The following is a 23,908-nucleotide window of genomic DNA, read 5'->3' as shown; positions in this document are numbered from 1 at the left end:
TTAGCCACCCAAGTATTGAATGGTGATTTGGTATTTAAAAGCATGTTGTTGAATGCTAATCGGCTCACGCTGGCCATTACGCTGAAGATAAACGATCTCGGTCACCAGCTTGCCGCTGGCGTTGCGCAGCTCGCGCTGATTCCCCTGATCGACGATCGTCCAGCCATTCGGTAGCCGTGCTCGCCAAGTCTCAAGCGGCCAAAGGCTGAGCATGACATCAGCCAACACCTGGCTTGCCGGAGGTAATTGAGGAACGATGATAGATTGCTCGGCGTGTAGCCCATTCTCATCATAGGTAAGCTTAAACAGTCGAATTCCCACGGAGGAAAGCCCGGCGAGGGTGATTTTCTGCGCATCAGCATGCAACATGACCAACAGCGACTGGCTTTTGCCGTTGAAAGTACCGGTCAATAGTTGCTGCTTATCGATTGCTGGTGACAAACCAGGCGCGGGCAACACCACTCGGGTGCCCGGCTCTAACCAGGCCTGTGGAAACGCGTCATTCCCTGGAGCAACCGAATGGCTGCAGCCGGCTATCCCCATGACAACCAACAACGCGGCGAATCGCCAGAAATTACGTACCATCATCTTTTTTCTCTTTTCTTATTTGGCATCGCCAGTGGTGAAAGTAGCCAGGCGACGAAAATTCCGCTGACCAAAACAATGCCGAAACAGCTGATTGCCTGCGTGTCACTGAACAACAACATGCCAAGCGTTAGCAAGGTCGTCATCATCGCCAGCGTAATAGCCAGCAGCGAAGTCAGCGGCGTACCCTGAGGGTTACTGAAAAACAGTGTGTAATTGATGCCAATGCCCAGCACCAGCACTAATGCCAACAGCGAGAATAGGTTCACGCTATACCCGCAAAACGAGAGCACAGCCAATCCGCACCCCAGCGACAACACGGACGGTATCAAACTGACAAGCCCTTTACGCCACCCTTGGCGAACCATCGCGCCACAGGCGATCACAGCCAACGCGATACCCAACAACCCCGTCAATACGGCGCGGTAGAGCGCGAAGAGCGAATCAAACGACTGTTTGCGGTCCACCCATGCCACACCGGCCTGCTTGTCCGCCAGCTCTCCCAATTGATTGTCTGAAGTTACGCCATCGACGGGAACCAGCGTCCCGCTCTGGCCGTTGGGCAGAGTCAACCACAACAAACGCCAACCTTCGCTGGTGCTACTTTCAAGCCACGCGGCCACGGAAACCGGCATCGCGTTCAGATCGGGGTTAGCGATATCAAGCCCCGCATTTTTTAACGCGCGGATCACGGTTGGAGCCGCTTCACGCAGCAGATGTAAATCCTGCTGTTGGCGTGCCAGCGAATTGAGGGGTATCGCGCGGAACTGGCTAATCATTCCCTCGCGTTGCGCGCGCTCCAGATGAGGCAGAAAAGTTTCCAACCGTTGCAGCGTCTGTTCTGGGGTATTGCCATAAACCACGAACCATTTCTGATCGACGCTTTGCCCGGTCAATCGGCTAATCTGGTTCTCCTGCGCCAGGAGTGAAGACGGCAACGCCTGCAGTTGGGAAATATCATCGTTCACGCGCAATGTGGCAATCCCAGCCAATGACAGTAATGCCAAGGCGGTCGGCAACCCTATACGCAACGCTTTATTGCGCCTCCATGCCGCCAACCAACGCAACATCAGTCCCATCGCAGGAACCGGCCGCACCGGCAGACTGCGGCACAACCATGGATGCCAGAAAAATACGGTCAGACATGACGCGCTAAGTCCGGTGGCGGCAAATACGGCCATCTGGCGAATCCCAGGGAAAGGAGCCAACATCATGATTAGATAGGCCGCCACCGTGGTCAACAATGCCAACAAAAGCGCTTTACCAACCTTCGTCAGGCTTTGCCAGGGCGACATGACTGCGCCATGCACCATGCGTTCTGTCAGATAGTAGAGCGTATAATCGGCAGAAATCCCGATGATACTCATGCTCATCACCAGCGTCATCAGATGCAATTCGCCATACAGCACCAACGTTGCCACCATCCCCGCCAATGCCCCGACGCTGAGAGAAAGCAGACACAACAGCAACGGTCGCAATGAACGAAAAACCACGATAATTAACATAATCACGCCCAGAATCGTGGCAACTCCGAGGGTGGAAATATCCCGCTTCGCTTGCTGGCTGGCGTAATCGCTGTAGAACACCGTCCCCCGAGAAAGCAGCTGCGCCTGCGGATAGCGCGCCTTTAGTGACGTTTCCTGTACCGCGAGCTCCGCCACCACGCGATGGGTCTGTTGCATATCGAAGGAGTCACCCGCCAGCTCCCCATGTAACAAATACCAGTAGTTTTTCTGCTCGTCCTGAGTGACAAGCCAGCCATCCATGAGCCGCAGTCGTTGGCCGTTTTGCGCAAGCGCCAACTGAGAACCACGCGTCAGCATCAATGGATCGTTCTGTAATTCTTTGCCGCTAACGCCGGAAAAAGCGGAATAAAGCTGTGACAGCACCCATTGCGCTTGCGCTTCACCGCCATTTTGCAAACGCATACGGGTAGCGCTATCGATAAGCCCGTTGCGGTGTTGCCAGAAAAAGGCTCCCCAGGCTCTCTGGCTTTCGGCGTTCATCTTTCCTTTTACTTCAGACAACGCGGGTGACCGTTGAAGTTGCGCCAACCACGTTTCTGCTACTCGCGGATCCGGCTGTTTACCGGGGCTGACCAACCACACCACCTGCTTATCCAGGCGCTGCATAAAGCCGTCATTTAGCGCGAGCGGCACGGAACCCAGCGCCTGCTTGGGCAGCATCGCCAACACGCTGCTGTTCAAACGTGCGCCCGGCAGTAGCGCCAACAGCACGGCGAGCAGCATCAAACATACCAATCCCCATAACAGGGCGGGGCGACGGGAATTAATCGGCGGCAAAGCGTTGGCGTTCGTCATTAGTCAGCGTCGCAGGGGTCAGTCGATGTTGAGAAAGTATGATTTCCGTACGATCGCCTTGTTTATCATTGAGCTGAATGAACTCCAGATAAGTTTCACCAGACAAATCGATTGAAGAGAAAATTTTATCCAATGGCGTGGTCGTCGGCGTCAGGCGAAGTGCCCAGCGCCCCTCTCCCTTATCCTGAAAATCCACGCGGAAATTCTGTTCCAGTGCCTTGCGATCGGCCTGAAATAGTCCGCGCAACAGATGGTTAAACTGGAACATCTGCGGATTATTTTCGGCGGTAATCGTCTGCTGAGGCTGGCCATTCACCTGTTGAACCATACGAAAATCGTTTAGCATCATCAGCATGGGGAAAGGACTCTTTTGATCCCACAACAACCCTTGATCGCGGGCAAGCAGCATTTCCCCCTGTGACCGAAGCGGTTGCGGCATGTCCTTAATCGTACGCGTCTGTGCAAAATGAGCCCGGATCACCGGCTGCCCGGTAAAACGTTGCTGAAGCTCATCCAGCGTGACGGCATGCACCCACGGCGCCAGCAAAAGCAGGCATAAAGGCAAAAATCTCATGGCACCACTCCCATTCGTTCAAACAAAATATCTGGACTCACGAAGCACATTTCACGGCTTTTCTCTTCTACCGCAACCTGAATGGTGTAACCCGTCGTGGTCCGTTTTGCAGTCAAGACATCGAATATCTGGTAAGCGATGCGCAAGCGGTTTTCATACTCTTCCAACTGCGCGCGAACGCGGATGCGCTGCTCAAATGTCAGCACATCGCGGTATTTCACCCGAGTATCGACAACCGGCCAAACATAACCGGACGCCTGCATTTGCCGGTAACCGTAATCAAACTGGTTCAGCAGCGCCTCACGGGCGACCTCAAAATAACGAAAATAATTGCCGTGCCACACTACTCCCATCATGTCAACATCATGAAACGGGATGGTGAGTTCAACGTCAGCCGTAAAACGAGGGTCATTCAGCACCCATTACTCCTTATTGGCGGTGTCAGGCAACCGCCAAAAATCGAAAAAGTTAAACCAGTCCAACGGGGACATCAGTGCGAAATGTTCAAGACGGGCAGCATAACGATCGATAGCCGCCTGAAGGGCCTGTTGACGTTCAGCGCGCGGTAATGGCAGCGGATCGGCGAAAGCCTCACAATGTATGTGCAGTTTCCCCTCCCGTTGCAAAGCAAAAATCAACAACACCGGGCAACGCAACAGCGCGGCTAGAATAAACGGCCCTTGCGGGAAGGGCGCAGGCTGCCCCATAAACGAACTCCAGCTGACGCGCCAATCGCCACCGCGCTGCGGATTTACCGCAATGCGATCGCCAACGATAGCCACCCACTCACCGCGATCCAATTTATCCTTGAGCAAAATTGCCGTTTCAGGACCAATGTCATTCACCGGGAGCAGGTTTATTCCCGCCTGCGGCGCCATTTCTTCCATCACCTGTTTAAAGCGTTGGGCGTTTTCGCTGAAGACCAGGGCGTTCACCACTTTCCCACCTTGCCGCTGCGCCAGCGCCCGACACGCCTCCACATCCCCCAGGTGTGAAGCCAATAACAGCTTCCCCTGCGTACTGTCGCTATTTAGCGCCGCTTCCGCCCCCGGAGCAAAAACGATATCTCGCCCCAATTTCAGCTCTCCCCGCCAACCGGCTACCTTATCCAACATGGCGTGCCCAAATCGCAAAAAGTGGCGGTAACTGTTCAGATGCGGGGGAATTGCCTGCCGGCGCAAAACAAGCTGCTGACGTACGCGCGCTAGCCACTGCCGGGATGCCCGTCTGGGCCCCGCCGCGCTCAGCCAATAGACGCCAACTACCGGCCACAGCAGAAGCGAAAATGCACGGCGACCGAGCAACCGCCACACAGCCAACATGAAGCGCATGCCCCACATTCCTTTGACTTCCGCTTGTTTCGCCCAATGCGCATTTGTGCTGCGGCACAACAGAGAAGGAATACGCGGCAACATGCCGAAAAATAGCCGGGCGTGCATCATCGAGATACGAACGTTGTCCTTCAACGTATCGAAATGCGATACCCCGTCCAAGGGATAAGTCACTCGCGTCGGGACGAAATAGCTGGTGTTGCCCTGCCAATAAAGGCGCACCATCACCTCCGTATCGAAATCCATCCGCCTCCCCAGTGAAACGCGCCCGGCGAGCCGCAAAGTCGGGGCTAACGGGTAAACGCGAAAGCCGCACATACTATCTTTCAACTGCAGAGAAAGCGTTTCAATCCATACCCAAACATGCGTAACCCAACGTCCGTAGAGGCGCGATCGCGGCACGGAATCATCGTATATCGGCAATCCGGAAATCAGCGCTTCCGGATACCGTTCACTGAGCGCTAACAGTGCAGGGATGTCTTCAATCGCATGTTGTCCATCGGCATCGACCTGCACCGCATGGGTAAAACCAGCGCATGCTGCCGCCTCCAAACCGCGAATAACGGCTACGCCCTTACCAGCGTTGACATCCTGACGAACCAGAATCACACGTTCGTATTGCGCAGCCAGAGCATCAAGCTCCCGCCGCGTGCTGGCATCACTGCCGTCATCGACGATAATGCAGGGCAAGGCCAACGGCTCGAGACGCGATAGTACGCGCGCCATCATCGCGCCGTGGTTGTAGCAGGGGATCACGACGCAGGGAAAATAACTCAACGACATAACCGGATTTTCCCACTGCTGGCGGTATGAAGGGTTGCGCCATCATGCCGCAGGTAAGCGAAAGTAAGACTGCCACGCTCCTCATGCCAATTGAGTTTCAGCGTCACTCGATTTTCCGGCAACAACGGCGCCTGAAATTTGACGTTCTGAATACTGTGGAAGTGAAAACCCGGCGCGAGCAGCATCGCGGAAAAATGCATTACCCAGTCGAGTTGCGCTACGCCCGGTAACAGCGGCTGCACGGCGAAATGCCCTTTGAACCAGAACAGTTCCGGCTCAAGAGAAAAGGTGATCTCTGCTTGACCAGGCTGCGGCTGGTGGCATTCGATTTTATGGGGCGTCATTGAAAAACTCCTGTAATTGCGTATCAACGCGCTTATTCATGCTGTTTACCGGGATTTCATCAACCACCCGCCAATAACGAGGAATAGCCACCGGCTCAAGCCACTGCAATAGTGCACGACGCCACGACAACTCCAACGCGTTGCCATGCTTTTCTCGCCAGGCATCCTGCCGTTCACGATCTAATACCAGCAACGCGCCAATACCTTGGCGTCCTCGACGAAAAATCGGCAACGCGGCAGCATCCTGAATGCCGTCCAGCGCTATCAGCCGGCGTTCTACTTCACTCAGTGAGATGCGTTTCTCTTCAATTTTTACCACTCGTCCACGGCGCCCTTGCAAACGGAAACGACCATGCGGGATAAACTGCAGCTCATCATCCAATAATTGCCCGTCAGGTTGCGCAATCAACGGTGATACGGCGCAGAAGGCATCGCCCTTCGCCGTGATCCTTACCCCCGGAAAAAGTTGCCACGGAATGTCATCTTGTTCGCGGTAGCGCCAGGCAAGAATGCCGGTTTCAGTACTGCCGTAAATTTCATCCGGCCAGACGCCGAGCCAGGCTTGCGTCGCCATAACGTCTTTCCATGGCAACATGCCGCCTGCGGAGAGAATCATGCTGACCGATGGCGCAGCCAATCGGGGATCGAGCCGTTTGAGGAAAGCAGGGCTGCTGACAAACAGATAGCGATATGAACGATCAAAAGCAGCCAACTGTTCGACGTAGTGAACCATTGCCGCATGCAGAGGCAATCCCTGCGACATAGGCAAGAAAATGCTAAACGTGAGGCCATAGAGATGCAGGGGAGCCACCGATGCCACCACACGACAACCGTCCAACTGCCCAGAAAAGCGGGTTGCTAACAGTCTGGCTTCATAATCCAGAACCGCGACCCGCTTAACGACCCTTTTGGGTTGCCCGGTGGATCCGGAAGTAAACAGTTCGATGCTGGCGTCATCGGTGATCGCCGGTAGACTTATCTTCGTCGGCTCCGGCTTTTGGGCAGATTCCACAACGAGCAGCGCCCCACTCCAGCACAGTTCGGCATCACTTAACACGCCGCTGAACAGCGACCGTTGCTCTTCAAGCAGTGAGATCCGGCGATGCCCTGGGATCACCGGTGTTTTGCCGGCGTACAAGACAGCCAACAACGCCACAATTAACAGATAGCTGTTTTCAAAGCACAGCGCCCAGCGCTCGGCCTCTTGCTGACGCAAGCGATCGAGCAATATCGATACGTCATAGCGCAATTGACCGAGTGTCCAGGTCTGTTCGCCAAGCCAAGCAATGGGCGTCTCATCGGAGCGCGATGCACTTAACCATTGCGACAATGAAAGAGGGAGAGTCATCGCACATCTCGCCGTATTACTCGACGACGCACCAACCATTCGCCGGCCATCAGCGCGCCTATCAGCAGATAAGCAATCATGCCGTTCCACATTGTCCAAAGCGCCATATCTCCATGCAAGGCGGTTAGGAAGGCCATGGAGCCGTTGAACACGAAGAAGATGCACCAGACCTGGGTTACACGACGCGTATAACGAACGCCTTCAGGGGGCAACTGCGGATCGCGCAGCCGAGCCAAACGCTCGACCAACGGCATATCACTCCGCAGCGAACCTCCAAAGCCAAACAGCATCACCAAATTGACAACCACCGGCCACCACAACAGCAGCTGATGGGCGCGTAACAGCGCGCAGGCAACACATAACGCAATCCCCGCAAATGCCACACTCTGCATAATGCGATGCATCGGCCCGGCTTTTCGCAGTAGCTGACGTAAGCGTAGAGACAACATCAGCACCATCGATGGCAGCAGCCAATTCAGGCCGTCATGCAGCAGGCCAAACCAAACCAAAAACGGCCAAGCTAACAATATTAGCGCCATCATGACCTGAAGTACCGACAACCTTTTCCCTTGCACGATGGATCAGACTTCTCGCAGCAAACGTTCTACCGCTTCGACGACATCTTGAACGGTTCGCACAGCTTTAAACTCTTCCGGTTTGATCTTCCTACCGGTTTTCTTTTGCAATTGCACAATCATGTCGACCGCATCGATGCTGTCGAGCTCAAGATCTTCATACAAGCGGGCTTCAGGCGTAATCGACGCGGGATCAATTTCAAAGAGTTTGATCAGAAGCGCGGAGACTTCTTCATAAATAGCGTGTTGTTCTGTCATGGCGGACTCTTTCTCAGGCTAGTTGCGAATGAATAAAAGAAGCCAGCGTTGCTACAGAATAAAAGTGCTGACGCATTTCTTCACTTTCGGCGGAAAGCACGATGCCGTACTTATTTTTTACCGCCAGCCCGAGTTCAAGCGCATCGATTGAGTCCAAACCTAATCCTTCCCCGAACAGAGCCGCTTGCGTTTCAATATCATCCGCCGTCAGCTCCTCCAAATTCAATGTATCAATAATGAGATTTTTAATTTCTAGGTAAAGCGCTTGCATCATTAAGTCCCGAAAAAGGTGTTTCAACGAATTGTAATTGTTGAGAAAGATGCCGGTTCAGCTGCCTGGCAGCCAATGCCGGCTCTGGTGTTTTGCCATCATAAAAATGATCGATCGACACTCGACCGCGTACTGTGATCTCAAAGAGCGGCTTTGTATGGGGGACATCGTACCATTTGCTCTGTTTATCCAATAAATGCTCACTGCAGCAAATCGCCACAATACGCAGATCGCGGCGGCAGCGGACGGCAATATTGGCCGCCCCGCGCTGCAGAGACATCTTTTTTCCCGGTTCGGTACGCGTGCCCTCAGGAAAAATTAAAATGGTGTCTCCGCGTCCCAATCTTTCCTGACACTGTGGCAGCAAAGTCTCAGCCTGACTGTTAACCAGATAATCCGCTGCACGAATCACCCCGCTGACAAACGGATTTTTCAGTAACGCGCTTTTCACTAGGCAATCCGTTTCCGGCATCACGGAAGCCAGCAGCACATAATCAATCAACGTAGGATGGTTCGCCACCACCAGACAGCCGCGTTCATTACGCAGGCAATCGGCGCCATGGATACGGTAATCGAATACGCCAATGCTCCGCGCCACCGTTAAAAACAAGCGAAAACTGGCTGAAATACTGCGCCGCGCTATACGGCAGCGCTTATTGTCATCACGTACAACAAGCAAGAGCAAATTAAACCAGGTCAGGGAAAGCAGCAGGCCGCCAAGCCCAAATAACGCGAAGCAAAACCCGGTCATTACCAGGCGCCAGATGCGGTTTAATCCGGTTACAACGTTCATTTCATGAGATTCCAACGCCACTGCACCCGTTCTCCGTCAATCGTAAAGTGGGGCGTCTGCGCGAGATAGTGCCTTAAGAACTGCAAGCTTTGCGGTAAAGACATTTCATTGCCTGCATAATCACTCTCCGTGGAGCATTGCAACGTATCTCCCGCCTCAAACAACAGCGCCACGGCATACGCCCAGGTGGGCATTTGCGGAGAAAGCCCCGGATGGTAAAACGCTGGGATCACACCATCAAAATCCACCATCAATACACGCTGATGACCGGCCTGCAGCAAGCAAACCACTTCACAAAGCCCTTGCTGGAACGTATCCATACCCGCAGAAAGCGAAGAGGATACGATCGGTTGCTTGGCAACGATCGTCAGATTTCCAACCGCGGAGTTATGAACCGACATGGTAAAATCCGTCGGTGAAACAGCCTGGCCGCTCGCCAATGCATGGAGGATACGGTAGTTACGCTCCAGTTCCCCGTGACGGCTGGTATAAAGCGCTGCGTCAACGGCATGACGACGCAGCAAAGAAAGCCCGCAATCAACCGCCAGCTTACTGCCGGAGCTCAGGCGACGTGCGGCCATCATCGGTAATTCATCAGGCAACGCCTGAGGCGCGCTCGGATCAATGGCATCAGGTTGGTGCGCCCATGCAAGCCACTGTGTCGCGGCGCTCAGACCAGGTGCTCGTGCCTGCCAGTCGACTATGTTCAAGGCAAATTTCATTAACGCAAATCCGTGGTGTATCCGTTATCTCTGGCACAATGCGCCAAATTGACGCCTCTTTTTAAGTCAAATTTTCTTGCATATGAGTAAGGTATGACCAACACCGAGATGATCGACACGCTTTTCCACCTCAAATCCTGCCGCTTCCAAGTAGCGATAAAATTTCTCTACGCTGTAAAAACGGCTATTGCCGTTAGCCATGCAGGTAAAATAAAGCGACGTGGCGTTCAGGCTGAATGAGGCCGCCTCAAATTTTTGCGCATCCCAGAACAGCTCCATAACACACAACCGAGCGCCAGCTTTCATCACCTTGGCAGTGCGTTCCAACATGCCAATTATCTGCTGCGGAGCGAAACAGTCGAGGAACTGGCTCATCCACCAGATATCCGCTTCGTCTGGCAATGTGGCATCTTTGAGCATATCAACCGCATGAAAGTCAATGCGGTGAGAAAAACCGGCATTTTCGACATTTTGGCGGGCAAGTGCAATTTGTTGCGGTAAATCCAGTATCGTAATCGTGACATCGTCATCGTATTGGCAGCAACGCAGCGCCCATTTTCCCGTATTTCCCCCAACATCGTACAGGCTTAAGGGTTTGCCGGCGAAAATATGCGGCAACGCCGCATTAAAGGCCGCATCAGAGTAGTAATGATCGAATGCAAACCAACTTTCGCGAGCTGGGGATGGTAACTGGGACAGCACGGGATAGATAGTTTCCGTGTCACTGAACACCTGGAGACCCGCAGGTTTGGACTCCTTTAGCGCTTGCGTCAGAAAGAACAATCCCTGGTAACAAACATCCTGTGTGAAATCCATATTCACACGGGTCATCGTGTCATGCAGCAGAAAGTGCCCCACTTTTGATAGGCGGTAGCGCTCGTCGCGGCAGGTAATGATGCGACCACTCAACCCCATATCCAACAGTACGCTGGTGGCATAATCATTCAGACTGCTATTAGCAACGATTTCATCCAGAAACGCGCCTTGTTCACCTTGCTTATCCAGATAGGCCAACACCCCCCCATTGCGCAAACAAAGCGCCGTTTGAAACAGCATGGGAGCGAAAGCGATGCGTTGCGCTTCAGTTATGGCATCAAGCGCATTAAAGGTGTCTTGTTCATACATAACGATGATAAGCGTCCTGTGCTGAAAATATTTATCGGGCCATACTTGGCCCGACTAAAAAGATATTACTGCACTGCATTCGTGGCAAGATTAACCTGAATATCTTTATCCAGATTGCGCACCCAACGATTATAGTTTTTATGAATCTTCCCTTGAGAAGCGAGCAAATTCTGGCTGCTGTCATAATCGATAGAATAAGCTGTTGCCGAGTAAGTAATACGCACTTCCGCACTATGATTGCGGTTTTGCTGACGCGCCTTAATGACACCCGGCCCCGCATCATTCATGATCCATTGGCGCTGGGCACCAGCCTTCAGGATTGCACTTCTGACTTGAGCTTCACTGTGCCCAGCACTAACCGTCGAATGAACATTATCAACAGGCGCTGTGCGCGCGCATCCCACTAAGGCTCCTGCCACAGAAAATGCGATTAACAACTTGGAAACCCTTTTCATACAACCTCCATATTAAAGTAATTTTGATAACTTTCATCAATGAATAAATGAACGCCTGCAACGCTCACAGACAAATGAAACCACGTTTTATTTATTAATCGGCAACCTTACGACATTTTTTAAAAATTTCATGTCACTCATAGACTGAAAAGAATCAATATTAAAATAGTGTAATAAATCGCAAATCCATGAACCATTAGACAGATGAAGTTTGTAAGGCTTCATTATTCACTGAACCTATTAGTGATTATTCCGATTAAATAAACACCATCAAAACACTTATTCATGGCCATCAGTTCCGGCCATTAAAGTACTCCAAACAATACTCTTACTCAAGAAAAATGTAACCAAATTATACCAACCCCTTGGCTCTCATTGCTAAGCATGACTGGCGAAATGGGAGCTGCAGAGGTAATGGCTGATACACCTGCACAGGCCAGTTAATCAGCACCGTGCAGCAAGACATTCTTAAGATTAACGCGGCAAAATCGCGCACGTTTTATCCAGCAGCGATTCTACCGAGGCGCGGTTGCCGACATCCCAGCCGCGCTTCGAGGCCAGCAAGATAAAACCCCGTTGGCCGGCAAACGTGGTCGGGACGACGGCCACGCCATACTCCGCCAGCTGCGGCGGCGACAGATGAAAATAATCCGCAAGATCGTTAATCGGGTAGATGCCCATCGCGGTCGGCTGCATCACGCGGCGGGCATAGTAGGTGTGGCGCAACAGCTTATCCGGCAAGGGGCGCCATTGTTCCTGTATGTAGGGGCGTTCCGCCTGCAGCTGGCGCCGCACATCCTCGCGCAGACAGGTCAGGTGAATGTGCAATTGGTTCTGGCTGCGGCCGTAAGCGGAGTTGATCGCCATGCCCAGACTGTCGTCCGGCACCGGCCCGCCATACTCGGCGGCCAGCCGGTAACGCATCAGCCATGCATAGCCAAAATAGTCCGTTCGTTCTCCGGCCAGCAGCAGCGGGCTTTCAATGCCGGAAAGCGGCGCCGTCGGCACCAGAATGAAATGATAGGGGTAACGCGGGTTTTGCAGCACGCTAAAGCCCTGCGCTTTCCCCTGCGGCATATAAATCTGCTCACACGGGGCCGGGTCGCGCTTTTGCTGATAGTTGGCCATGCACAGCTTATCGACCACGCCCCACAGCGCATCGGAACGGGCGCAGCCCGTCAGGGACAGAACGCCCAGCAACAGCAGCCAACGCCGGGCGGAGAAAGCCCAACGCGCCATCCTCGTATTGTTCCGTTTTTTCGCCACGTCAATTTCATTCCATCACTGGGCGCAGGCGCGCCTGCAAGGGCCGCAACATGGGGAATGGATAAAGGAGCCAGCGCGTGGCTCCTTGAGGAAAGATTACGCCGTGCCGCCGACGGTCAGCGTATCCAGTTTCAGCGTCGGTTGGCCGACGCCCACCGGCACGCTCTGGCCTTCCTTGCCGCACACGCCCACGCCTTTATCGAGCGCCAGATCGTTGCCGACCATCGAGATCTGCTGCATCGCCTCGATGCCGGAGCCGATCAGCGTCGCCCCCTTCACCGGTTTGGTGATGCGGCCCTTCTCGATCAGGTAGGCTTCGGTGGTGGAGAACACGAACTTGCCGGAGGTGATGTCCACCTGGCCGCCGCCAAAGTTCGGCGCGTACAGGCCATACTCGACGCTGGCGATGATCTCTTCCGGCGTCGATTGGCCCGCCAGCATGTAAGTGTTGGTCATGCGCGGCATCGGCAGATGCGCGTAGGACTCGCGGCGGCCGTTGCCGGTCGGCGCGACGCCCATCAACCGCGCGTTGAGTTTGTCCTGCATGTAGCCTTTCAGCACGCCGTTTTCGATCAGCACGTTGTACTGGCCCGGTACGCCTTCGTCGTCGATCGCCAGCGAGCCGCGGCGCCCTTGCAGGGTGCCGTCATCCACCACGGTGCACAGCTCGGAAGCCACCAGCTCGCCCATATGGCCGCTGAACACCGAGGTGCCGCGCCGGTTGAAATCGCCTTCCAGGCCGTGGCCCACCGCCTCGTGCAGCAGCACCCCAGGCCAGCCGGCTCCCAACACTACCGGCATATTGCCGGCCGGCGCCGCCACCGCGCCGAGATTGACCAGCGCCATGCGCACCGCTTCTTTGGCATAGGCATCGGCGCGCACGTCGCCGTCGACGGTTTCCAGGAAATAGTCGTAACCGAAACGGCCGCCGCCGCCGCTGGAGCCGCGCTCACGCTTGCCGTCCTGCTCCACCAGCACGCTGACGGAGAGCCGCACCAGCGGGCGAACGTCCGCCGCCAGCGTGCCGTCGGTGGCGGCCACCAACACCTGCTCGTAAACGCCGGTGATGCTGGCGTTCACTTCCTGCACCCGCGCATCGGCGGCGCGCGCCACTTTATCGACGCGGTGCAACAGGGCGATTTTCTCTTCGCGCGGCAGGCTTTGCAGCGGATCGAGCAGCGGGTACAGCGCCCGGTAACCGATTTCGCCCAGGGTGTGCGCCCGCCCGTCGCCCTGCTCGCGCACGATGCTGCGCGCCGCCTGGGCGCTCTGCTGCAGCGCATTCAGGGTGATCTGATCGGCATAGGCGAAACCGGTCTTCTCGCCGCTGACGGCGCGCACGCCGACGCCCTGGTCGATATTGTAAGAGCCATCCTTGATGATGCCGTCCTCGATCACCCAGGCTTCGTGATAGCTGGACTGGAAATAGAGATCGGCGTAGTCGATACGGCGTTCTGCCAGTTGACCCAGTACCGAGTACAGGTCTTGATGACTCAGCTTGTTGGTAGCGAGTAACTGCTCACTGACAAACGTCAGGCTCATAATGGTTTCACTCTTGATTGGAGGATAACGTGTCAGACGGCGCCGTCAGCGACGTCTGGAATCGATTGTGCTGCAGCACCGGCATCTGTTGCCGCAGGGGCTGCAGGCTTGTGGTGTCCACGCGTACCTTCAGCGCCGCCACGGCGTCCGTGTTCTCGGCCAGCACCTTGCCCCAGCCGTCGACAGCCAGCGTGTGGCCCCAAGTGCGACGGGTCGGCCCGTGGCGCCCCACCTGCGCCGGCGCCAGGATCATGCACTGGTTTTCGATCGCCCGGGCGCGCAGCAGGATTTCCCAATGCGCCTCGCCGGTGACCCGGGTAAAGGCCGCCGGCACCGAAATCAGTTCAGCGCCCTGCGCCCGCAGCGCCTGGAACAGCGCGGGGAAGCGCAGATCGTAGCATATGGTCATGCCCAAACGCCCGACCGGCGTATCCACCACCGTCAGATGCTGCCCGTGCTGGTAGGTATCCGACTCGCGGTAGTGGGCGTGCGCGTCGTTGATGTCCACATCGAACATGTGCAGCTTGTCGTAGCGGGCGCGGATCTCGCCCTGATCGTCGAACAACAGGCTGCTGGTGGTGATAAGCTCCGGGTTTTCGCGGCTGATCAAGGGCATCGAGCCCACCAGCAACCACACGCCATAGCGGCGCGCCAGCTCGCGCACCGCGTTCTGCAGCGGGCCATCGCCCTGTTTTTCCGCCTGTTGGCGATAGGCTGCGGAGTTGGCGAACAGCAGCGCGTTCTCCGGCGTCATGACCAGTTTTACCCCGGCATTGAGCTGCTTGATCTGCTGTTCAATCTGGGCCAGGTTATCGCGCACCTGATCGCCACTGCACAACTGCAACAACGCAACGTTAGCATTCCTCATGACGCCTTATCCTCCTTTGCCTTACGAAGTACCTCATTGATCTTCGGCTGGTCGAGATCGCCGCTGATATGGTAACGAATCAGCGAAATCTTGCTCCACAGCGGCCCCAGCACCTGCGAGGCGGCGAACACCGCCGCGCCGACGATCGGGTTAACGACAAACGCCGTGGCCACGCCGACCGTCGCCGAAATCGCCGGCGCCACCACCGCTTCCATATCGATGCGGCGGCGCGCCAGATCGATCTGGCCACTCATGGCGATATCCGCCGCCAGGCCGTCGATCAATAGATTATCAGTATGCATTATGCCATCTTTCAGCCAGGCGGTGCTGCGGATGGAATCAAAGTAGAAGCCTTTGCCGAAGGTATCGCTGAAATCGAACTGCAGCTTGCGCAGCAAGGCGTCGAAGCTGACCAGTCGCAGCAGCTGGCCGGCGCGGCCGCCGCCCATGCTGTCGATCTCGCCCTTGCCCATTTTGACCTGCAGCGCGCCGCTCAGCGTATTGACCTGCGGCTGCCACGGCGCGCCGCGCCAGTACAAATCGAAGTCCACGTCGTAAGGCGCGCCTTTCAGCGGGATGGTGATGCCGAAGAAGGCGGCGGTTTCATCGATCTTGCCGCCGAGCAGCTTGCCTTTCAGCGAGCTGCGCTCTTCCTGCGCGTTCTGCTTCCACAGGCCGGTGGCGCTCATGCGCCCTTTGCCGGTATCGACCAGGCCGTGATCCAGCGTCAGGGTATCGCCCCGATTGCTCAGATCCGCCTCGACCTTGCCGAGGTTCTGCCCCAGCACCCAGCACGACTTGCAGCGCAGCATCAGCGAAGGCCAGTCGCGGAAGCTGACTTTCTCCGGCGGCGGTGGCGGCGAACCCGCCGCGCTTTTCGTCTCGGCGAACTGCGGGTTGTAGTACAGGTAGTTGATATCGGCGCGCCACGGCCCGCGATCGGCCACCCGCAGGCTGCCGTCCACTTCATCGCTCTTGGCGCTCACCACGGTGGCACCCAGCTGTTTTTCGGCCGACAGCGTCAGCTTATGCCAGGCCTGGCCGCCCAACAGCAGCTGCGGCGTGGTCAGCGCCACGGTGGTGGGGAAGCTGAAACCGCCCACCTGACCGCTGCCGCCGCCCTGTTTCAGCGCCGGCGCCAGCAGCGCCAGCCATTGCTCGCCGTCCAGCGCCGGCAGGTTCAGCGTCATCGACTTGCCGGCCGGCAGCGGCGGCGTGCCGCCACCGTTGGTTTGCCAGGCGGCGCGCGCCAGATTCACCTGTTTTTTGTCGAAGTTCCATTCGCTGTTGAAGCGGTTCTGCTTGCCCGCACTGCCGGTCAACATGAAGCCGTTAAGACCGCCTTTGACCTTGACGCTCACCGGCAAGGCTTCGCCCGGCGCCTTGTCCAGCGGCGAAGGTAAGTGACTGCTCACTTTCCTTAGGTCTGCGTCAAGGCCGATATCGTAGCTGGCCGAGCCCTGATGCGGCAGCGTGATGGCCACCTGACTCTGCCAGGGCGCGCTGCCGCTGAGCGCATCGGCGGCCTCTTTCGGCAGGCCGGGGAACTTGCCCGGCTGCCAGTCGCCCTTCAGGCCGACGTTGACCTTGTAGTCACGCTCGCCTTCCTGGGTGGTGAAGTTGACCGCCACCGGCTGCCCGAACCAGTTGGCCGACAGGGGGTCGCTCTGCAGGTTGCCGTTGTCGAAGCGGAACTTGCCGCTGAGCTTTTGCAGTTCGCTGTCCAGCGGCTTGATCAGCAACGAATTGTTGTTCAGCGCCACTTCACCGGTGGCTCTGACCTGCTCGCCGTCCAGGGGAATATCGAGATGTAAGCGCCCACTGACATCACCGCCAATCTGCAGCTGATCCAGCGCCGCCCCCAGCGAATCGTGCAGCGGCGTCTGCATGAAGTAGTCGTGCACGTCGCTGCCCGCACCCGCGACTTCGGCGTCGATCAGCAGCCGCTCTTTCAGGTAATCCGGGATCACCGCGCTGATATTTTTGCCCGCCACCTTGCCCAGCCGGGTTTGCGGCGCATGCATCCACAATCCCTCGTTGGCGAAGTCGAGGTCGATCGCCAAATCGGTCAGCGCCGGCCAGCCCGGTTGGAACTGGAAGGTCGCGTGGCGCAGCGGCACGAAGACTTCGAACAGCCCTTCGTTCTTACGGTACGGGAAGTGCTGCGGATCGCCGGAATAAATCAGCGTGGCGTTATCCACCCGGCCGCCCTGAATGGCGCCGCTCAGGTAGTCCACCAGATGCTTGCCCATCAGCGGTTCCGGGAAATAGCGCCAGGCCTCGGCGCCGTCATACAGGCGGATGCCCGCCAGGATATTCAGCCACGGATCGCCCTTGGCCGGCTGCTGATAACGGAAATCGCCGTTGACCCACAGCGACTTCGCCTTGACGTCCAGCCCCTGGCTCGCCAGCTCCCAGCCTTGATCGTTGTAACGCCAGGTCAGCGCGCCGCGCGCGCTGCTGATTTCAAGCGGTGCACGGAACATATCGCCGTAAGGCAAGGTGCTGCCTGCCAGCCCCAGCGTCAGGCGGCCGTTCTCCACCCCGCCGCTCAACGCGCCGGAGAAGTGGTTGACGCCGGGCAGCAGCTCCCAACGCTGCCAGCTGACATCGCGCCACAGCGCCTGGAAACGGCTCTTTTCCGGCTGCTTCAGCGGGATGTCCAGCGCCAAGGCTTCCATCTTCCCCTGCGGCTGCAGATCGTTCCAGCGATCGAGCACGTCCGGGCTGAGGAACGAGAAGGTCGGCAGCAGCGCCGACAGGCGCTCCAGCTGAAGGTTAGTCGCGCGCACCCGCAGCTCTTCATTCTGCGCCGGCCCCATGAACTCGGTGTTTTCCGGCAGCCACAGGGCGGAAAGCGTGCCCTGCGGCCAGGCCTGGCCGTCGGTGCTCAACCGCAGCTGCGGCACGTCGAGCTGCCAACCGGTGCCCTGGCGGCGCAGCGACAGCGCCAGATTGTCCACGTCCAGCCGGTGCTGCGCGGCGCCGGTATCCCAGTTGGCCGCCCCCTGCTTGAGCAAAGCATGGCCGCCGGCAATCTCGCCGTTCTGCACCTGCAGCCAGGCCGCCAGGCTGAAGTCGGCGCTTTCCAGCCCGGTGTTGGCGCGCAGCCAGCGGGTAAACCAGGGTTTCATGTCGATGTTATCGGCCTGCAGATAGACCGTGCCGGTGTCCAGCAGGCCCTGATTATCGCGCAGGTCCATGCGCAGCTGCACCACGCCGTGCTGGCCGTTCAGCGTCGACAGGCTGATCTGCCCCTCGGCGCGGTGGCGCTCGCGGCCGTTAAGCCAAGTCAGTTGGGGAATGTCGAATTCGGCGCGCGCGCCGGCGGGCGTCAGGAACGAGATACGGCTGTCGCGCAGATCGAAATGGTCGAGCTGACGCAGCATCAGATCGCCGATTTTGCCCGGCTCAAGGCCTTCGCCCTGCCGGTCGCCGCCCAGCGTGGCGTTCAGATCGAGGCGGAATTGATAGAAGGTCAGATCGCGGAACTGCCAGCGCCAGTGCAGCAGCGATTGCCACACGTCCAGCGCCAGCGTCACGCGTTCGATATGCACATCGCTTTTGGGCAGCGTAGCGCTCAGGTTGCGCATTTCAAGCTGTGGGCCGAACGTTTCCCAGCTGCCCTGCAGGAAATCCATCTGCACGGGCACGCCGGACAGCTTCTCCACCTGCGCCAGCAGTTGGGGACGGTAGTCGTTCAGCTTCGGCAGCATCAGGCGCAGCCCGCTGATCAGCAGCGCCACAATCACGATTAGGGTGGCGCCTGTTGCTAACAGAATCCCAGGCAGTCGCCTCACGCAGTTCTCCTTGCTCCGCTGCCTGGCAACGGGAATATCTATGCACTGACGGGCCCGGCATGCCGGGCCCTTACGATGTCGGACGGGCTACATCATGACGACGTCGAACTGCTCCTGGCTGTACAACGGTTCGATCTGCACCTTCACCTGTTTGCCGACGAAGATCTCCACTTCGGCCAGCGCATGCGACTCTTCGCTCTTCAACGCTTCGCCGACCGCCGCGGAGGCGTACACCAGGAAGCGATCGGAATCGTAAGCATGGTGCACGCGCACAATCTCGCGCAAGATCTCGTAGCACACGGTTTCCACCGTTTTCACGGTGCCGCGCCCATTGCAAGTAGGACAATCGTGACAGAGCACATGTTCAATGCTTTCACGCGTGCGTTTACGCGTCATTTCAACTAAGCCTAGCTGAGAGAAGCCGTTGATCGTGGTTTTTACCCGATCTTTACTCAACGCCTGCTCCAGCGAGTGCAGCACCCGGCGGCGATGCTCTTCGTTGTTCATATCGATAAAGTCGATGATGATGATGCCGCCCAGGTTACGCAGCCGCAGCTGGCGAGCGATGGCCTGCGTCGCCTCGATGTTGGTATTGAAGATGGTTTCGTCGAGGTTGCGGTGGCCGACGAAGGCACCGGTGTTGATGTCAACGGTGGTCATCGCCTCGGTCTGATCGATGATCAGATAGCCGCCGGACTTCAGCTCCACCTTGCGCTCCAGCGCGCGCTGGATCTCGTTTTCCACATCGTACAAATCGAAAATCGGCTGGCTGCCGGTATAGAGCTCGAGCTTGTTGGTGATGTCCGGAATGTACTCGCCGGTAAACTCCACCAGCAGATCGTGCGTCAGCCGCGAATCGACGCGGATGCGATCCAACGCCGCGCCGGCGAAATCGCGCAGGATGCGCTGCGCCAGCGCCAGCTCGCCGTACAGCTTGTATTTGGTCTGGTTGCGCTTCTTGCGCTCCATCACCTTGGTCCACAGGCGTTTGAGGAACGCGGCGTCCTGCGCCAGCTCTTCCTCGCCGATGCCTTCCGCCGCGGTGCGGATGATAAAACCGCCCAGCTCGTCGCAGTGCGGCGCAACGATGGCTTTCAGGCGCTCGCGCTCGGCTTCGCTTTCAATGCGCTGCGAAACGCCGACGTGCGCCGCGCCCGGCATGAAGACCAGATAGCGCGAAGGCAGCGTGATGTCGGTGGTCAGGCGCGCGCCCTTGGTGCCGAGCGGATCTTTCACCACCTGCACCATCAGGTCTTGCCCCTGGCGCACCAGCTCGGCGATGTCGCGCACGTGGAAGTTTTTCCGCTCGTCGCCGGCGACGCATTCGGTATGCGGCATGATGTCGGAGGCGTGCAGGAAGGCGGCCTTGTCCAGGCCGATGTCGACGAACGCCGCCTGCATCCCCGGCAGGACGCGGCTGACGCGCCCTTTATAGATATTGCCGACGATGCCGCGTTTGGATTCGCGTTCGATATGGATCTCTTGCAGAATGCCGCCATCGATATAGGCGACCCGCGTTTCAGACGGTGTGATATTAACCAGTAGCTCAGCTGTCATGCCTTCTCCTCAGAGCCGGTCGATAATGGCAGCGCCCATCAACCGGTTCTTACATCACGTAATGCGACAAAATTACTGAGCAGCTCATGTGTTTCGACCAGCGGCAGACCAACCACCGCGTGATAACTCCCGGTTATCGTTCTGACGAAACAACCACCCTTTCCTTGAATTCCATAGGCGCCCGCCTTATCCATCGGTTCGCCCGTAGCAATATAGTCGCGGATATCCTGTTGTGACAGGCTGCGGAACGTCACGTCGGTCACCACCAGCTGGCAGCGCACGTCGTGGCGATCGGCGATCGCCACCGCCGTCATCACCTGATGCTGCTTGCCGGACAGCGCCGCCAGCATGTCCGCCGCATGGGCTTCGTCGCGCGGCTTCTCCAGCACCCGGCCGTTGAGCACCACGATGGTGTCGGCGCCCAGCACCGGCCGATCTTCCTGCGCCAGCGCTACGCCGGCTTTGGCCTTGTCCTGCGCCAGGCGGCGCACATAGGCTTCGGCGGCTTCGCCTTCCCGGCGCTGCTCTTCGGTATGCGTCAGCAGAATGTCGAACGACACGCCGAGCAGGGTCAGCAGTTCACGTCGACGTGGGGAGCCGGAGGCCAGATAAAGCGAAGTCATTGAGATACCCTTACTGTACGGCGAACTGACGGCGGATTTTGCGCATCAACAGGAATAACCACGGCCACAAAATGCCGTTTACCACACTACTCCAGAACACCTCTGGGCGGAAAGAGACGTTGATCACTAAAAACTCAGCCCAGAACACCACCACGTCCATCGACAGCGACAGCAGCACGACGATCAGCGCCTGTTGCCACAGCGCCATATTGCGGAACAGTTGGAATTTGAACGCCACCAGATAGGCGATGATGCCCAGCGCCAGCGCGCGCACGCCCAGCGTGGAGCCGAGGATCAGATCCATGATCAGCCCCAGCACGAAGCCGGTGCCGACGTTGACCCGGTGCGGCAAGGCCATCACCCAGTAGATCAGGATCAACACCAGCCAGGAGGGCCGGAACATGTAGATCTGCTCCGGCCACGGCATGATTTGCAGCACCAACGCCACCAGGAACGACAGCCAGATTATCCAGCGCCCGTGGCTGCGGTAGCTGTTCATGGCACCACTCCCGCCGCGGCAGGCTGAGCTTGGGGCTGGACAGAGGCCGGAGCCGTGGTTTGCGGCGCCACCCCGGTGGCCGGAGCCGGCAGCTGCGGCCCGACGGAGCCGGCAGGCGGCAGCACCTGCGGCATCATCTGCATCAGGCGTTCATTGGCCACGCGGTGCACTTCGTCCGGCGGCAGCGGCATGTCGCCGTTGCGATCGGCGCCCCACAGCAGCAGCAGGTAGCGCAAGCGCTGCAAACCGGCGGTCGGCCGCGCCTGAATCACGGTGTAAGCGCGCTGGTTGTCGACCTTGACCGAGGAAACCACCGCCACCGGATAGCCTTCCGGGAAGCGGCCGCCGAGGCCGGAGGTGACCAGCACGTCGCCAACGCGGATGTCGGTGTTGTTCGGCAGGTGCTCCAGCTGCAGATCGTCGGCGCAGCCGCTGCCCGCGGCGATCACCCGAATATCGTTGCGCAGCACCTGGATCGGCAGCGCGTGCGAGGCGTCGCAGATCAGCAGCACGCGGCTGGTGACTTTCGCCACCGCCACCACCTGGCCGACCACGCCCTTGTCGCTGATCACCGGCTGGCCTTCATAGACGCCGTTGTCCGACCCTTTGTCGATCACCACCTGATCGCTGTAAGGATCGGAGCCGGTGGAGATCACCTGGGTGACCATCTTGTGTTCGTCCTGGCGCAGCGGAGAACCCAGCAGCTCGCGCAAGCGGGCGTTTTCCTGCTTGAATTGGCCAAGAAGAAGAATATCGCTGTTTTTCAGCAGCAGTTCCTGCCGCAGAGCGCGGTTTTCCAGCTCCAGCTGTTGGCGGGTGGCCAGCGTTTCTGACACGCTGTCCAAAACTTTACGCGGCCCGTTGGCCAGAAAATAGAAAGGGCTGACTGCGGTGTCCATGTAGTTGCGTATCTTCACGAACGTGCCGAGCCGGCTGTCGGCAACGATCAGGCCAATGGCCGCGATCACCGCCAAAAAAAGTCGCAGTTGCAGGGAAGGCCCCCTGCTAAAAATCGGCTTCATAAATTATGCGAGTTCCTCGACAACAGAAAGAGGAACCGTACCCGATTTTCGCTGTGCGCATTCATCCGATACGATTCCTCCTTCCAGGGGCTGACTATTCTTCGCTGAACAAATCGCCGCCGTGCATGTCGATCATTTCCAACGCCTTGCCGCCGCCGCGCGCCACGCAGGTCAGCGGATCTTCCGCCACCACGACCGGGATGCCGGTTTCTTCCATCAGCAGGCGATCGAGGTTGCGCAGCAGCGCGCCGCCGCCGGTCAATACCATGCCGCGTTCGGAAATGTCGGAGGCCAATTCTGGCGGGCACTGCTCCAGCGCAACCATCACCGCGCTGACGATGCCGGTCAGCGGCTCTTGCAGGGCTTCGAGGATTTCATTGGAGTTCAGGGTAAAGCCGCGCGGTACGCCTTCGGCCAGGTTACGGCCGCGGACTTCGATTTCGCGCACTTCATCGCCCGGATAGGCAGAACCGATTTCGTGCTTGATGCGCTCGGCGGTCGCTTCGCCGATCAGCGAGCCGTAGTTGCGGCGCACATAATTGATGATGGCTTCATCGAAACGGTCGCCGCCGATGCGTACGGAAGAGGAGTACACCACGCCGTTCAGCGAGATCACCGCCACTTCAGTGGTACCGCCACCGATATCCACCACCATGGAACCGGTCGCTTCGGAGACCGGCAGACCAGCGCCGATCGCCGCCGCCATCGGCTCTTCAATCAGGAACACTTCACGCGCGCCGGCCCCTTGGGCGGACTCGCGGATAGCGCGGCGTTCAACCTGGGTCGCGCCGACCGGCACACAGACCAGCACGCGCGGGCTTGGGCGCATGAAACTGTTGCTGTGAACCTGTTTGATAAAGTGCTGCAGCATTTTTTCGGTCACGAAGAAATCGGCGATCACGCCGTCTTTCATCGGGCGAATAGCCGCGATGTTGCCGGGGGTGCGGCCCAGCATCTGTTTGGCGTCATGACCGACGGCCGCGACGCTCTTTGGGGAGCCGGCACGATCCTGACGAATGGCAACCACCGAAGGTTCATTCAGTACGATGCCTTGCCCTTTAACATAAATCAGGGTATTGGCGGTACCCAAGTCGATGGACAAGTCGTTGGAAAACATGCCACGAAATTTCTTAAACATAACGAAAGGATAATCCTGCAAGCTGGGGGCGGAAAATAAAATCCGCCTACTTTACCAACCACACGAAGCAGCGACAAGGCGCAAAAACGTTCTACTTCGGTGAAAAAT

Annotated in this window: 23 protein-coding genes; all 23 read right to left on the bottom strand. The window is 57.6% G+C overall.

Going from position 1 to position 23,908, the window contains the following annotated elements:
• On the bottom strand, positions 1-588 hold the full coding sequence (locus tag REA38_RS08110; protein ID WP_103773218.1) for a DUF3261 domain-containing protein: 588 nt from the start codon (positions 586-588) through the stop codon (positions 1-3).
• Positions 585-2,906, bottom strand: coding sequence for an MMPL family transporter (locus tag REA38_RS08105; protein WP_308885613.1), 2,322 nt, complete (start codon positions 2,904-2,906; stop codon positions 585-587). Before REA38_RS08105 ends, REA38_RS08110 begins: the two co-directional genes overlap by 4 nt.
• Complete coding sequence (locus REA38_RS08100; protein WP_103773220.1) at positions 2,875-3,480, bottom strand: outer membrane lipoprotein carrier protein LolA; 606 nt, start codon at positions 3,478-3,480, stop codon at positions 2,875-2,877. Before REA38_RS08100 ends, REA38_RS08105 begins: the two co-directional genes overlap by 32 nt.
• Positions 3,477-3,899, bottom strand: a complete 423-nt coding sequence (locus REA38_RS08095; protein WP_103773221.1) for a thioesterase family protein — start codon at positions 3,897-3,899, stop codon at positions 3,477-3,479. The genes REA38_RS08100 and REA38_RS08095 overlap by 4 nt, the downstream gene beginning before the upstream one ends.
• 3 nt (positions 3,900-3,902) lie before the next feature.
• Positions 3,903-5,594, bottom strand: coding sequence for a glycosyltransferase (locus REA38_RS08090; RefSeq protein ID WP_308885611.1), 1,692 nt, complete (start codon positions 5,592-5,594; stop codon positions 3,903-3,905).
• Positions 5,585-5,938 carry a hydroxymyristoyl-ACP dehydratase gene (locus tag REA38_RS08085; RefSeq protein ID WP_103773223.1) on the bottom strand — a complete coding sequence of 118 codons (354 nt, stop codon included), beginning with the start codon at positions 5,936-5,938 and terminating at the stop codon, positions 5,585-5,587. The genes REA38_RS08090 and REA38_RS08085 overlap by 10 nt, the downstream gene beginning before the upstream one ends.
• Positions 5,925-7,286, bottom strand: a complete 1,362-nt coding sequence (locus tag REA38_RS08080; protein ID WP_308885609.1) for an AMP-binding protein — start codon at positions 7,284-7,286, stop codon at positions 5,925-5,927. The genes REA38_RS08085 and REA38_RS08080 overlap by 14 nt, the downstream gene beginning before the upstream one ends.
• A complete protein-coding gene (locus REA38_RS08075; protein WP_308885608.1) occupies positions 7,283-7,861 on the bottom strand; it encodes a hypothetical protein in 579 nt (192 codons plus the stop codon). The genes REA38_RS08080 and REA38_RS08075 overlap by 4 nt, the downstream gene beginning before the upstream one ends.
• Positions 7,862-7,867: 6 nt before the next feature.
• Positions 7,868-8,119 carry an acyl carrier protein gene (locus REA38_RS08070; RefSeq protein ID WP_063988567.1) on the bottom strand — a complete coding sequence of 84 codons (252 nt, stop codon included), beginning with the start codon at positions 8,117-8,119 and terminating at the stop codon, positions 7,868-7,870.
• Positions 8,120-8,132: 13 nt separating this feature from the next.
• Positions 8,133-8,390 (bottom strand): phosphopantetheine-binding protein, encoded by a 258-nt coding sequence (locus REA38_RS08065; protein ID WP_103773226.1) that lies wholly within the window; start codon positions 8,388-8,390, stop codon positions 8,133-8,135.
• Positions 8,365-9,204 carry a 1-acyl-sn-glycerol-3-phosphate acyltransferase gene (locus REA38_RS08060; protein WP_372913255.1) on the bottom strand — a complete coding sequence of 280 codons (840 nt, stop codon included), beginning with the start codon at positions 9,202-9,204 and terminating at the stop codon, positions 8,365-8,367. The genes REA38_RS08065 and REA38_RS08060 overlap by 26 nt, the downstream gene beginning before the upstream one ends.
• Entirely contained in the window at positions 9,180-9,905 is a 726-nt protein-coding gene (locus tag REA38_RS08055) for a beta-ketoacyl synthase chain length factor (RefSeq protein WP_103773228.1), read from the bottom strand. Before REA38_RS08055 ends, REA38_RS08060 begins: the two co-directional genes overlap by 25 nt.
• Before the next feature lie 66 nt (positions 9,906-9,971).
• Positions 9,972-11,030, bottom strand: a complete 1,059-nt coding sequence (locus tag REA38_RS08050; protein ID WP_103773229.1) for a methyltransferase — start codon at positions 11,028-11,030, stop codon at positions 9,972-9,974.
• A gap of 65 nt (positions 11,031-11,095) precedes the next feature.
• Complete coding sequence (locus REA38_RS08045) at positions 11,096-11,485, bottom strand: hypothetical protein (RefSeq protein WP_126171239.1); 390 nt, start codon at positions 11,483-11,485, stop codon at positions 11,096-11,098.
• Between the two features lie 474 nt (positions 11,486-11,959).
• The gene (locus tag REA38_RS08040) at positions 11,960-12,724 is read right to left on the bottom strand and encodes a CDP-diacylglycerol diphosphatase (RefSeq protein ID WP_308885605.1); all 765 of its coding nucleotides are present in this window, start codon (positions 12,722-12,724) and stop codon (positions 11,960-11,962) included.
• Between the two features lie 123 nt (positions 12,725-12,847).
• Positions 12,848-14,293, bottom strand: a complete 1,446-nt coding sequence (tldD, locus tag REA38_RS08035; RefSeq protein WP_047570394.1) for a metalloprotease TldD — start codon at positions 14,291-14,293, stop codon at positions 12,848-12,850.
• Between the two features lie 7 nt (positions 14,294-14,300).
• Positions 14,301-15,161 carry a deaminated glutathione amidase gene (gene nit1, locus REA38_RS08030; RefSeq protein WP_308885602.1) on the bottom strand — a complete coding sequence of 287 codons (861 nt, stop codon included), beginning with the start codon at positions 15,159-15,161 and terminating at the stop codon, positions 14,301-14,303.
• Entirely contained in the window at positions 15,158-18,961 is a 3,804-nt protein-coding gene (yhdP, locus tag REA38_RS08025; protein WP_308885599.1) for an AsmA2 domain-containing protein YhdP, read from the bottom strand. Before yhdP ends, nit1 begins: the two co-directional genes overlap by 4 nt.
• An 87-nt stretch (positions 18,962-19,048) precedes the next feature.
• Complete coding sequence (rng, locus tag REA38_RS08020) at positions 19,049-20,518, bottom strand: ribonuclease G (RefSeq protein WP_016930237.1); 1,470 nt, start codon at positions 20,516-20,518, stop codon at positions 19,049-19,051.
• Positions 20,519-20,556: 38 nt separating this feature from the next.
• Entirely contained in the window at positions 20,557-21,141 is a 585-nt protein-coding gene (locus tag REA38_RS08015) for a nucleoside triphosphate pyrophosphatase (protein ID WP_004936921.1), read from the bottom strand.
• Between the two features lie 10 nt (positions 21,142-21,151).
• On the bottom strand, positions 21,152-21,640 hold the full coding sequence (mreD, locus tag REA38_RS08010) for a rod shape-determining protein MreD (RefSeq protein ID WP_004936918.1): 489 nt from the start codon (positions 21,638-21,640) through the stop codon (positions 21,152-21,154).
• On the bottom strand, positions 21,637-22,662 hold the full coding sequence (mreC, locus tag REA38_RS08005; protein WP_047570390.1) for a rod shape-determining protein MreC: 1,026 nt from the start codon (positions 22,660-22,662) through the stop codon (positions 21,637-21,639). Before mreC ends, mreD begins: the two co-directional genes overlap by 4 nt.
• Positions 22,663-22,756: 94 nt before the next feature.
• Complete coding sequence (mreB, locus tag REA38_RS08000) at positions 22,757-23,800, bottom strand: rod shape-determining protein MreB (RefSeq protein WP_003855260.1); 1,044 nt, start codon at positions 23,798-23,800, stop codon at positions 22,757-22,759.
• Between the last annotated feature and the right edge of the window lie 108 nt (positions 23,801-23,908).

It is taken from the genome of Serratia sp. MF1(2023) (genome assembly GCF_030954545.1).
GTDB lineage: Bacteria > Pseudomonadota > Gammaproteobacteria > Enterobacterales > Enterobacteriaceae > Serratia > Serratia sarumanii.
This window is presented reverse-complemented; position numbering and strand designations above follow the sequence as displayed.

What these genes read in the sequence shown, in the direction of transcription:
- REA38_RS08110 (WP_103773218.1), bottom strand. Translation starts at nt 588, where the DNA reads ATGATGGTACGTAATTTCTGGCGATTCGCCGCGTTGTTGGTTGTCATG.
- REA38_RS08105 (WP_308885613.1), bottom strand. Translation starts at nt 2,906, where the DNA reads ATGACGAACGCCAACGCTTTGCCGCCGATTAATTCCCGTCGCCCCGCC.
- REA38_RS08100 (WP_103773220.1), bottom strand. Translation starts at nt 3,480, where the DNA reads ATGAGATTTTTGCCTTTATGCCTGCTTTTGCTGGCGCCGTGGGTGCAT.
- REA38_RS08090 (WP_308885611.1), bottom strand. Translation starts at nt 5,594, where the DNA reads ATGTCGTTGAGTTATTTTCCCTGCGTCGTGATCCCCTGCTACAACCAC.
- REA38_RS08085 (WP_103773223.1), bottom strand. Translation starts at nt 5,938, where the DNA reads ATGACGCCCCATAAAATCGAATGCCACCAGCCGCAGCCTGGTCAAGCA.
- REA38_RS08080 (WP_308885609.1), bottom strand. Translation starts at nt 7,286, where the DNA reads ATGACTCTCCCTCTTTCATTGTCGCAATGGTTAAGTGCATCGCGCTCC.
- REA38_RS08070 (WP_063988567.1), bottom strand. Translation starts at nt 8,119, where the DNA reads ATGACAGAACAACACGCTATTTATGAAGAAGTCTCCGCGCTTCTGATC.
- REA38_RS08065 (WP_103773226.1), bottom strand. Translation starts at nt 8,390, where the DNA reads ATGCAAGCGCTTTACCTAGAAATTAAAAATCTCATTATTGATACATTG.
- REA38_RS08055 (WP_103773228.1), bottom strand. Translation starts at nt 9,905, where the DNA reads ATGAAATTTGCCTTGAACATAGTCGACTGGCAGGCACGAGCACCTGGT.
- REA38_RS08050 (WP_103773229.1), bottom strand. Translation starts at nt 11,030, where the DNA reads ATGTATGAACAAGACACCTTTAATGCGCTTGATGCCATAACTGAAGCG.
- REA38_RS08045 (WP_126171239.1), bottom strand. Translation starts at nt 11,485, where the DNA reads ATGAAAAGGGTTTCCAAGTTGTTAATCGCATTTTCTGTGGCAGGAGCC.
- REA38_RS08040 (WP_308885605.1), bottom strand. Translation starts at nt 12,724, where the DNA reads ATGGCGCGTTGGGCTTTCTCCGCCCGGCGTTGGCTGCTGTTGCTGGGC.
- tldD (WP_047570394.1), bottom strand. Translation starts at nt 14,293, where the DNA reads ATGAGCCTGACGTTTGTCAGTGAGCAGTTACTCGCTACCAACAAGCTG.
- nit1 (WP_308885602.1), bottom strand. Translation starts at nt 15,161, where the DNA reads ATGAGGAATGCTAACGTTGCGTTGTTGCAGTTGTGCAGTGGCGATCAG.
- rng (WP_016930237.1), bottom strand. Translation starts at nt 20,518, where the DNA reads ATGACAGCTGAGCTACTGGTTAATATCACACCGTCTGAAACGCGGGTC.
- REA38_RS08015 (WP_004936921.1), bottom strand. Translation starts at nt 21,141, where the DNA reads ATGACTTCGCTTTATCTGGCCTCCGGCTCCCCACGTCGACGTGAACTG.
- mreD (WP_004936918.1), bottom strand. Translation starts at nt 21,640, where the DNA reads ATGAACAGCTACCGCAGCCACGGGCGCTGGATAATCTGGCTGTCGTTC.
- mreC (WP_047570390.1), bottom strand. Translation starts at nt 22,662, where the DNA reads ATGAAGCCGATTTTTAGCAGGGGGCCTTCCCTGCAACTGCGACTTTTT.
- mreB (WP_003855260.1), bottom strand. Translation starts at nt 23,800, where the DNA reads ATGTTTAAGAAATTTCGTGGCATGTTTTCCAACGACTTGTCCATCGAC.